General features: G+C 39.7%; 9 protein-coding genes and 1 pseudogene. 4 read left to right on the top strand and 6 right to left on the bottom strand.

Features of this window, described 5'->3' with window-relative positions; genetic code table 11:
• Positions 1 to 128: 128 nt before the first annotated feature.
• The 3 genes from H6G08_RS36275 to H6G08_RS36265 form a co-directional block, all read right to left on the bottom strand.
• Positions 129 to 584: a cupin domain-containing protein gene (locus tag H6G08_RS36275; protein ID WP_190552073.1), complete on the bottom strand. Its 456-nt coding sequence runs from the start codon at positions 582 to 584 to the stop codon at positions 129 to 131.
• A gap of 29 nt (positions 585 to 613) precedes the next feature.
• Positions 614 to 1,393 (bottom strand): cysteine hydrolase family protein, encoded by a 780-nt coding sequence (locus H6G08_RS36270; RefSeq protein WP_190552071.1) that lies wholly within the window; start codon positions 1,391 to 1,393, stop codon positions 614 to 616.
• A gap of 75 nt (positions 1,394 to 1,468) precedes the next feature.
• Positions 1,469 to 1,642 carry a hypothetical protein gene (locus tag H6G08_RS36265; protein WP_190552069.1) on the bottom strand — a complete coding sequence of 58 codons (174 nt, stop codon included), beginning with the start codon at positions 1,640 to 1,642 and terminating at the stop codon, positions 1,469 to 1,471.
• Between the two features lie 44 nt (positions 1,643 to 1,686).
• Here H6G08_RS36265 and H6G08_RS36260 point away from each other — a divergent pair, with 44 nt between their 5' ends.
• Positions 1,687 to 3,090 (top strand): amidohydrolase, encoded by a 1,404-nt coding sequence (locus tag H6G08_RS36260; protein ID WP_190552067.1) that lies wholly within the window; start codon positions 1,687 to 1,689, stop codon positions 3,088 to 3,090.
• Positions 3,091 to 3,367: 277 nt separating this feature from the next.
• On the opposite strand, the gene H6G08_RS36255 is transcribed toward H6G08_RS36260, so the two are convergent.
• The 3 genes and pseudogenes from H6G08_RS36255 to psbQ all read right to left on the bottom strand — a co-directional run.
• The gene (locus tag H6G08_RS36255) at positions 3,368 to 4,219 is read right to left on the bottom strand and encodes an alpha/beta fold hydrolase (RefSeq protein WP_190552065.1); all 852 of its coding nucleotides are present in this window, start codon (positions 4,217 to 4,219) and stop codon (positions 3,368 to 3,370) included.
• A gap of 103 nt (positions 4,220 to 4,322) precedes the next feature.
• Positions 4,323 to 5,417, bottom strand: coding sequence for an NAD(P)/FAD-dependent oxidoreductase (locus H6G08_RS36250; RefSeq protein WP_190552063.1), 1,095 nt, complete (start codon positions 5,415 to 5,417; stop codon positions 4,323 to 4,325).
• Positions 5,418 to 5,576: 159 nt separating this feature from the next.
• Positions 5,577 to 6,059 (bottom strand): annotated as a pseudogene (gene psbQ / locus H6G08_RS36245) (photosystem II protein PsbQ); the annotation flags it as partial.
• 356 nt (positions 6,060 to 6,415) lie between these two features.
• On the opposite strand from psbQ, the gene H6G08_RS36240 reads away from it, so the two are divergent.
• The 3 genes from H6G08_RS36240 to H6G08_RS36230 all read left to right on the top strand — a co-directional run bounded on the left by H6G08_RS36240 (position 6,416) and on the right by H6G08_RS36230 (position 10,209).
• A complete protein-coding gene (locus tag H6G08_RS36240) occupies positions 6,416 to 6,844 on the top strand; it encodes a Tery_1686 family protein (protein ID WP_190552058.1) in 429 nt (142 codons plus the stop codon).
• Between the two features lie 797 nt (positions 6,845 to 7,641).
• Complete coding sequence (locus H6G08_RS36235) at positions 7,642 to 8,334, top strand: polysaccharide deacetylase family protein (protein WP_190552056.1); 693 nt, start codon at positions 7,642 to 7,644, stop codon at positions 8,332 to 8,334.
• A gap of 390 nt (positions 8,335 to 8,724) precedes the next feature.
• Positions 8,725 to 10,209, top strand: a complete 1,485-nt coding sequence (locus H6G08_RS36230; RefSeq protein WP_242046441.1) for a DUF5009 domain-containing protein — start codon at positions 8,725 to 8,727, stop codon at positions 10,207 to 10,209.
• The last annotated feature ends 159 nt before the right edge of the window (positions 10,210 to 10,368 follow it).

Genomic DNA, 10,368 nt, shown 5'->3' with positions numbered 1-10,368 from the left:
TGTTGACTGTTGACTGTTGACTGTTGACTGTTGACTGTTGACTGTTGACTGTTGACTGTTGACTGTTGACTGTTGACTGTTGACTGTTGACTGTTGACTGTTGACTGATAAAATTCTCTGTCATGTATTTAACAGGGCATCAAAGCGTCTAATCTCCCTAAAACTGTCATATCTTCTGCATCTAACTCCATTGGTGTACCGCTACGAATTAATTCCGAAAAATCTTCATTTGGTACCATAATTGTTAATGTATACAAGCGAGTTGTACCTGTATTTTTAATCAAATGGGTGCCTGTAGGCGGTACTAATAAACTATCTCCGGTTTTAATAGGTACTTTTTTACCATCACAAATAGCAATCCCTTCACCTTTTAAGATAAAAAACATTTCCACCGCCCATTGATGGCGATTCGGTGGAGTTTGCCCGCCTACATCAAAAATTTCTACGCAGCAAGTTAAGGAAGTGTTAGCATTAGCTGTATCAAAAATAATTGCTAATCGATTAGAATCATTGGGATTAATGCGGTAAACTTGATAATCTTTGGGAGATTTAATCACAGGAATTACGCAACGAGTAGCGTGCATTAATTTATCTCCTCTGAAGTTAATAAAACTCAAGAATTAGGATTTTGCAATGCTGTTAAAATCTCTGGGGAACCAGTCACAAAACCAAAGCATTGTTTAACGTTGTACAACGTCGCCAACCAACAATAATCGGGGGAAGTTGTAGCGGTACAATCTTTAACTAAAATGCAGTCATATCCTAAAAAGTTGGCATCACATAAAGTCGCCATCACACATTGATCGGCATTGACACCAGCAAAAAATAATGTGGTTTTGCCCAGATTACGCAAGATGCTATCTAAGGGTGTATCCCAAAAGCCGCTCATGCGATATTTATCTATACAAATATCTTGGGGTAATTGTTGGAGTTCGTCTACTACGGCTGCTGCCCAACTACCAGCCATGAGTACTTTCGCACCATTGCTAGGTAGAGGATCGCCTAAACCGACGCCATCGCCTGTGGGGTTGTAAACGTGATGCAAGCCTGCACTAATATTCAGTAAATCGGGACGATTCCCCCAATTTAACCAAATTATCGGCACATCAGCCCCGCGCAGGTGTGGTAATAAATTTTGTAAAGGTGCGATTGGTTTGCGGGCTGGGGTAACATCTACACCAATATGCGCTAACCAGCCATCGGGATGGCAAAAGTCATTTTGCATATCAATGACAATGATGGCAGCTTTTGTCCAATCAATTCGCAGGGTTTTGGTTTCTGTTGATAAGGTAGCAGTTTGTGGGGTCTTTGGCGGACGAGTAATATCTGCGATCGCCTGATTTACTGTCCAAGCATTTGGTGCAATTCCTAATGACCGCAAAGGCTGATTCATAAACTTGCAAAACCCAACACCATTGTTTCATTTGTACCCTGAAATGCACTGAGACGGGTGATTACTTAATTAAGGTTAAAATTCTTGACATCGATGGGAGCGATCGCTGGGCATAAATACTAAATTACTGCCATGACAATTAGGCTGTACCTCACCATTGTAGACACTATCTTGAGTTACTACACTTACGCAAAAGTTACAAAACTTGACTGTCCAGATTCTTAAAGATTTTGTAATTTTTCTACTCAAATGCTACTCATTGAGAAGGGAAAAACTAGTTACTGCAAGCACTTATGAAGTTTACGATCCAGAATGTTTTGATTCCGACCGATCATGCTTATGCATTTGTTGATGTCCAGGTTGTGGATGGTAAAATTACTGCGATCGCCCCAACTCTAGATGTAGTCGGTACAGCAATTGATGGTACTAATAAGCTCTTACTTCCTGGGTTTGTTAATGCTCACACCCATTCTTCGGAAATGTGGCAACGGGGAGCGATTCCACCTTTACCTTTAGAATTATGGTTGGCGGAACTCTACGATTTTTCTCCCCTGGATTTAGACAAGGTTTATATTAGTGCATTAGGAACAGCAGTAGAAACTCTTCTTTCTGGCGGTACAAGTGTTGTCGATCATTTGGTGCTAATTCCCGGACAAGAGTTTGAAACAATTGCTACTGCTATTCGCGCTTACAAAGAAGTGGGGATTCGCGCTTTTGTCGCCCCTTTAATTCAAGATGAATCCTTGACAGCTGGGATACCATCTGGAGAATCACAACAAACTCACGAGCCTTATTTTCGCTCAACTCAAGACACCCTAGACATCATTGAAGAGGTAGTTAAGCAGTTTCATCACCCGGATGAGGGTGTAAATATTTTAGTTGCGCCTACAGGAATTCAATTATGTAGCGATGCGTTATTTACTGGGTGTATTGAATTAAGCGATCGCTATAATCTTTGTCGTCACTCTCATTTACTGGAAACTAAAGCACAGGAAAAACTCGCCCAAGAGAAATACGGTTGTTCGGCGGTGGAACATCTGCACCGAATTGGCTATTTAAGCGATCGCACTTCTTTGGCTCATTGTGTTTGGTTAAGCGATAATGATATTGCGATCCTTGCCGAAACTAAATCAACAGTTGTTCACAACCCCTTAAGTAATCTGCGTTTAGGAAGTGGAATTGCACCGCTTTTAAAATATCGTCAAGCGGGAGTAAATGTAACTTTTGGTTGTGATGGTGCTTCGAGTAATGATTCTCAAGATTTGCTAGAAGCAATTAAAATCGGCTCGATTTTACACAACGTTACAGATTTAGATTATCAGCACTGGATTACACCCAGACAAGCAGTAATTATGGCTGCTTTGGGAGGTGCAAAGGGATTAAATTTAGGCAATAAACTCGGTTCTTTAACAGTAGGTAAACAAGCCGATTTAGTACTTTACGATTTAACTAATTTATCTTTATTACCCCGTACAGATCCCATCGGTTTATTAGTATTAGGTAGACCTTGTAATGTAGTTAATAGTGTTTGGGTAAATGGCAATCAAATTGTTGCTGATGGCAAAGTTATAAATGTCAACGTTGATGATTTACGCAAAGAAATATATAGCAACAGTCAATGGCACAGTCAACGCCCATCTTCCAGCGTTAAAAGACTTGCACCCCATTATCGCAAAGTAATGGGTTTACCAGATTAATAGTAATTCGTAATTCGTAATTGAGGAATTTCTCCAGAAATAAATAATCCCATATTGTGGGGTGGGCGTCTCGCCCGCCCTGGTTTCAAGATAAGCTGCGACGCATCTAATTTGTATATAAGACGCGGGCAAGATGCCCGCACTACAATTATTTTGCGTTTTTGACTTATATAATTTAGCTGCACAGCAGCTTATTAGTCTACTTTAGTAGACTTTAGCTATTAGCCAGAGAATTTATTCTCTGGCGCGTAAAGTCGTAAAGTGAGTAATAACTTTATCAATGAGACTCGGCTACACGCACAAAGGGTAAAAGGTCTTGTAAAATCGTCTCGTGATAATGTTCTTGTGGGTAATGTCCCACATTATTTAATTTGACTAATTCAGCTTTGGGGACAGAATTAACAAAAGTTTCAGCTATATCTATAGGTAACCAAGGGTCAATCATTCCCCATTGAATTAAAATTGGTTTGTCCCATGCTTTAAAGCCAGATGAAATTTCTGACATAGCTGAATCTAGCCGGATATTCCGAATAGTTGCTAGCAAACCGCGTCCAGGTGCAGAACTTTTCAAATATGGACGGCGATAAACATCCAAATCTTTATCTTCTATGCGATAACGGCTACCACCTTCTAAAGTTCTATCAACTAAAAGGGGGTCTTGAGTCATCATTTCTCCTGCTAATGGTAAACCCATTTGTTTGATTTTCCAAGGTAATTTGGCAGCAGGTGAAATTGGCGCATTCAAAATAGCTAAATTGGCAATTTTATCTGGGTTGCGCAGGGCATATTGTAAGCCTACAGAACCTAAAAATCCTTGCACAACTAAAGAAAACTTTTCTAATTCTAAAGCTTGAATAAATCCTGTTAAAGCTGTAATAAATGCATCGGGACTGTAGGCGAAATCTCGTTTTTCTGGAGTAGCGGAAAAACCATAACCAATCCAATCAGGGGCGATCGCTCTTGTTCCCTGACTGGCTAAAGCTGGTAAAATGTGACGCCAACTGTAACTTTGGGAGACTATACCATGTAGCAATACTACAGGTAATAAGTCAGTTCTCCCTACTGGTTCAGCTTCTCGGTAAAACCACTCTAGAGAATTTACGGTTATTTTATGTTCTGTTATTGACACGAAAATTTCCTAAAAAGTCATTAGTCATTGGTCATTAGTCATTAGTCATTGGTCATTAGTATTTTGACCAATGCCCCATGCCCCATGCCCCATGCCCTATACCCTATGCCCCATTCCCCATGCCCATCATCTCACGAATTGCATAAGCTGTTGCGGGTGCGAGTAAAACGCCGTTGCGATAATGTCCGGTAGCTAGGAGGACATTATTAAACCCTGGTAATTTACCAATCACAGGGGCGGGGCGTCCTTCGGGGCGGGGGCGTAAACCCGACCAAGTGCGGGTAATATGGGCTTGGGCTAATTCGGGACAAAATGCGATCGCCTGTTGTCTCACCGATGCTAATAATTCTTGATTGGGCGGTATTTCATCGCTATCGCTAGGAAATTCCACTGTAGCGCCGATCCAGTAATCGCCACCGCCTACAGGGACGATATGCACATCATTACCCGTAATTGCTGGCTGAAACTCTGGATTTCCTAGAGGATGTTCTAAATGTACTTGCAATGCTTGCCCTAATACCGGGCGGATATCGACTTTTTGATTTAATTGGGCTGTCAATGGTGTTGAACCCAATCCAGCAGCGACAACAAACCAATCAGCAGCGATTTTCCCAGCTGTTGTATCTAATTCCTGGCACAATGGCTCGGAGGCGTGACTATCTAATACCGTGACGCCAAATTGAAAGCTAACGCCATTATGCTGGGCAGCCTCAACTAACGCTAATGTTAAAGCTGTGGGGTCAAGTTGGCGGTCTTGGGGAGAATAGGCCGCACCAATCAGATTTTCTGCATCTATCTGCGGACAGAGATTTTGTAGTTTCGCCTTGTCCCAAATTTCCAATTGCCAACCTTGAGATTGACGAATTTTCACCAAATTTTCTTTCTCGGCTAAATCCTCCCCCTCTAAGCACAAACTGAGGATTCCTTGACGATTGAAGGGAATTTTGCGTTTAGCGATCGCTTCTAATTCGGGTATGAGGGTTTCATAACGTTGGATGCTAGTTTGTCGTAATTGCCAAGCCTTACCCTTAACTTTTTGGCTAATTACCCCCATTAATACACCCAGCGCCGCACCTGTAGAAGCTTGTGCCGGTGGTTGACTATCCAAAACCGTAATTTTCAGCCCTGGAACCAGACTGAGTTCATAAGCGATCGCTGCTCCAACTACACCACAACCGATAATTACTACATGACTCATAACTTATAACTCAATCCAAAAGTAAGGAGTTAGAAAGTTTTGCTTCCTAACTCCTCACTCATAACTTATATAGCAATCCTATTTCAGTTGTGCAAAATATCGGTTTTGACAGTCAACAGTCAACAGTCAACCGTCAACCGTCAACCGTCAACAGATTGCTTATGATGCGCTGCTGGTTTCCGGAACCAGTTCCAAGAATTTACCAAGATCTGCAATAGCCTCAGCATAATTATTCAAGGCAACTAGGCTATTACCATCACTAGCAGCCTGATCGATTTTCACCAGATGGTTAAACAAATCACGCGCTATCTGACGCGCTTGAGGTTGAGTTTGGGGTAAGAGGTTGGGAATCACATAAGTCATATTTAACCGAGCTTCTGCTAAAGGCCCGTGTATAAAATTACCTACATAAATCCAATCTTTGCGTTCGATGAGGTTTTTCAGTTCTGCTGCGCGATCGCGCACAGCCACAATCTCTGGCACATAAGTCTGGATTTTCGTCAGTTGTGCTGTTGTATAAGTAGGAGGAGCCTTAGCTACAGTAGGACTACTACAACTGATGAGGAATGTTGCCAATAATACTAAAACCAATGACAAAAGAGAGCGTTGACGCGACATATCTAGAAAAAATTTGCTGTTTGTTTGCCGACTAACAGTGTAATTTTATATTGCGACGGTAATCTATATCTCCTACCAACACAGGATTTTCGGATAAATTTTTGCATATTAAGTTTTTATATTCGCAAAACGGCTAATTATCTTCTGTAATTTTGAAAAATTTTAAGTATAATTACTCAAGGTGACTCGCCTTGTCTAAAAACTAAAAAAAGTAGCAGTTTTTGGCAGTTCTTGTAAACAATGATTGTTAGGAAAGCATCATTTAGAGTTGCGAAATCCTCAAAGGCCTTGATAAGCTGAAACACAAATACCATAAACTTTCTGGCGGTTTCCTGTCTTTACATTTCCCGTAAGCCGATGCAATATAGGAGTGTTTTTTAGTGAACGCATCTGAACAAGCAACTAACCTTGAACTCGCCAGCAAGATTGCTACGGTAGTTAATTTGTTTAAATTAGAGTTCCCTGATGCGAAATCGGATCTCAAACCTTGGAAAAACGATCCAGAAACGCGGGAGTTAGTCGATCCAGATTCTATAGATATTGGCTTTCACTTTCCGGGTATTAGTAAATCTTGGCGTAGTCGTAGCGTTCTGATTCAAATCCGATTTTATCAAGATCCTGTAAGTCATTCGCGACGCGCGATCGGCATAGAAGTAGCAGCATTCGATCATCGCGGCGAAGCTTGGCGACTTTCCACTATAGAGAATTGGAGTATTGTGGGTACATCCAAACCTTCTCTGCACATTGAAGACAAGCTCAAACAAATTTGTCGTCAAATTCTTGAGGTATTTAATAAACCAGCCGATTAACTGTTTTCTTCTGTGCCTAAACTCATTTCAAATTGATATTATATCCTGTTCGGAGTTTGCGTTAACAAAGCGTAACTTAAGCTTTTAATTATACTTAGTATTACCTTGCTAAAATTTATTTGACAAAATTTATTTCTTAGGCGACAATCCTTGCTAGATTTGCCAAATACCCTTCGCGCTAGTGGTCGGTTACAAAACTTTTAATAAGTTCGTAGTAAGCACTTTAGTGCTGGAAGTTTAGCTTGCTACTAACTTAGAAAAGATATAGATTTTATCCATGATTTAAACCCAAAATTTATCAATACTTATCCCGCATTTCTCACAAGCAGTAGGGGCGGGTTCACAGATATGATTCCATTATTCACGACTATCTCGCTTAACCCGCCCCTACGACCTCTGGACAAAGAGAAATCTAGGTATTGAAAAATTTGGTGAGAAATCCAGGTTATGTTAGCCTTGTCCGGCTGCAACATATAGATAACCTTATATCTAATAGCTAAGTATACTAAGAAACTTTTATATTTGCTATGAAATAACTTAATAATTATTTGAGACCAGCCGATATATTTTTACTTAATTAACCAACCATGTCTTTGAAATTCCAAACTTACAAATTCAAAGCAAAACCCAAATTAGATCTGCAATTTATTGCTTTATATCTTATTGCCTTCTTTTTCACTATTATCCTACTCCTATCTTATATAACTGCACCAAGAATCCCTCTTTTGGGGTTTCATGGGATTGTTGATTTAAATCATCCTAATTTTGGCATAATCAACAATCCTATCGCCAAAAACATGTCTTATAATATGCAAGACTTAGAAAAACTTCTAGAGTATTTAGTCCGGAATAATTATTGGTTTCTATCTACTCAAGATTTATATGATTACTTTATTGAGCGTCACCGAGAAATACCTGAAGAATATGTAGGTAAGAAACCGATCATGCTAAGTTTTGATGACAGTTATAAAACTGTATATACCAACATCATTCCGGTTTTAGAGAGATTAGAGCAAGAATTTAATCAAAAAATAAAAATAGTTCTATTTGTCAATCCAGGCACATTAGCTAAATCTCAGCATCCATCTACAACTTATCTCAGTTGTGAAGATTTAAGAGATGGATTCTCCAAAGGATTTTATGATATTCAATCGCATGGAAAAACCCACAAAAACTTAGTTAAATTAACTATTCCCGAATTAGATCAAGAACTTGCTCAAGCACAAACTCAACTGAGAGAATGCATGGCTGGATTAGCGCCACCAGAAGAGATTGCAAGACACATTGCTTATCCCTATGGTTCAATGAATCCTCTGGTAGAAACCCATGCAGCTAAATATTACCAATCAGGTTATCTTTATAACAGCACAATTTTCAGATTCCGTTGGTTGCGAGATAAATATCGAATTTCTCGTCTCACAGTAAATCGAGCCAAATCACCGGAAAGATTGATTCGTATGGCTACTCGCTCTTTTATTATTTCTAAGTAGTCAATAGTCAATAGTCAATAGTCAATAGTCAATAGTCAATAGAGACGCGATAAACCTTGTCTGTACAATTTTTATTTGTCCTCCTTATCTGCCTTTCTTCTGCCTTCATACATTTACTTACTTTCACAAATAATTTAAGGCTGATATACTAAATTTTCTGATAAGTAACTAGGCGATCGCAGATAATTATGTTACGAAAAGTAAACATGCTTGAAACCCTTACCAATGACAAAGCGCAAAGTCTGATCGAAGGTTTCCTCCGATCAGAACTTTGTAAGAATGACAAATGACTAATGACAAATGACTAATAACAGCCTTCTCCTGTCGGAGACGCTACGCGAAAACTAGTTATCTTTAAATCACGCCGAATTACTTATTTAGGTAATGACATTGACTCAGGAAAGTAATATTACTCCTATCACAAATGTTAAACGTGCTGATGCTTTAGATGCACTGCGAGGATTGGCAATTTTAGCGATGGTTCTTTCCGGTACAATCCGCTATAAGATTTTGCCAGCATGGATGTACCATGCACAAGAACCACCCCCAACTCATGCTTTTAATGCTCAGATTGCTGGCTTAACTTGGGTAGATGTAGTATTTCCCTTATTTTTATTTGCAATGGGTGCGGCGATTCCCCTAGCACTATCGCGTAGGCTTGCTCAGGGTTGGAGTAATTACAGAATTATTTTATATATTTTGAAGCGCGGCTTAATGTTAGCAGCCTTTGCGATTATTCTCCAACATCTTCGCCCGTTTACTATCAACAAAAACCCAACTCCAGAAACCTGGTATCTAGCAATGCTTGGGTTTGGATTGCTATTTTTAATATTTGGAAATTGGGCGATTTTAGGAAAATGGCGTAAATATGGCGTTTGGCTAAATATTGCCGGATTTATCGCGACAATTGCTATCATTTCCCAACTACAATATGGTGGTAAGGGTTTTTTACTTGAGCGTAGCGATCCTATATTAATGGTATTAGCAAATATGGCTGTTTTTGGCTCGCTAGCTTGGTTATTTACGAGATCTAATTTGCTGTTACGCTTGGGATTATTAGGCTGTTTAATTGCTTTGCAGTCATCCGCCACTATTGATGGCTGGGTAAAAGATTTATGGACAGCTTCATCTGTGCCAATTTTGGGATATAATCTCAGCTTTGGGTGGATATTTCAATTTTATTATTTAAAATACTTGTTTATTGTTATTCCTGGGACTATTATCGGAGAGTTGATATTAAAATGGCTACAAAAAAGTAATCAATCTGGGGAAATATCAGCAAATCAGCAAGTTTTAGCTGCTCGGAATACACAGCGTTTATTGCTGATTATTCTATCTATGCTGATGATTTGCTTAGTCTTGCTGGTAGGATTACAAGGGCGTTGGGTATGGCAAACAACGCTAGTAAGTGCGGCAATTTGTGGCGCAAGTTGGTTATTATTTTCACAAACTGAAAATGATATAGATAGCCTACTGAAGCAATTTTATCAGTGGGGAGTTTATTGGTTATTTTTAGGGTTATTTTTTGAGCCGTTCCAAGGGGGAATTCATAAAGACCCTTCTACATATAGTTATTATTTTATCACCAGTGCGATCGCAATTTTTTTACTGATAACTTTTACCATCCTAATTGATGTTTTTGGTCAAAAAAAATGGCTGCAATTATTAATCGATAATGGGCAGAATCCGATGATTGCTTATGTAGCCTTTGCTAATCTGCTTTGGCCTATCTTACAACTAACAGGTATGGAAGATTGGATTATTGCTAATACAACTACGCCTGTAATGGGAGTAGTTAAAGGAATTGCTACGACTTTACCAATCGCGCTGTTTACAAGTTTATGTACTCGCCTCAAGCTATTTTGGAAAACTTAAGATGGGTATTGGGCATTTATCAACATTCAACAGTCAACCGTCAACCGTCAACGGGAGCATCCCAAATGTGCAAAAACGCCCTCACCCTATAAGGGTGGGGCTAGAAATACGAAGCCTGCCTTCGCAGGCTATCAAACTTTTAGCCTGCGAAGGCAGGCT

It is taken from the genome of Calothrix anomala FACHB-343 (assembly GCF_014696435.1).
GTDB lineage: Bacteria > Cyanobacteriota > Cyanobacteriia > Cyanobacteriales > Nostocaceae > Aulosira > Aulosira anomala_A.
Note: the sequence above shows the minus strand (reverse complement) of the source record. Positions and strands in the feature narration are given on the sequence as shown.

Coding starts and splice junctions, on each gene's coding strand:
- H6G08_RS36235 (WP_190552056.1), top strand. CDS start 7,642: ATGTCTTATAATATGCAAGACTTAGAAAAACTTCTAGAGTATTTAGTC.
- H6G08_RS36260 (WP_190552067.1), top strand. CDS start 1,687: ATGAAGTTTACGATCCAGAATGTTTTGATTCCGACCGATCATGCTTAT.
- H6G08_RS36270 (WP_190552071.1), bottom strand. CDS start 1,393: ATGAATCAGCCTTTGCGGTCATTAGGAATTGCACCAAATGCTTGGACA.
- H6G08_RS36250 (WP_190552063.1), bottom strand. CDS start 5,417: ATGAGTCATGTAGTAATTATCGGTTGTGGTGTAGTTGGAGCAGCGATC.
- H6G08_RS36275 (WP_190552073.1), bottom strand. CDS start 584: ATGCACGCTACTCGTTGCGTAATTCCTGTGATTAAATCTCCCAAAGAT.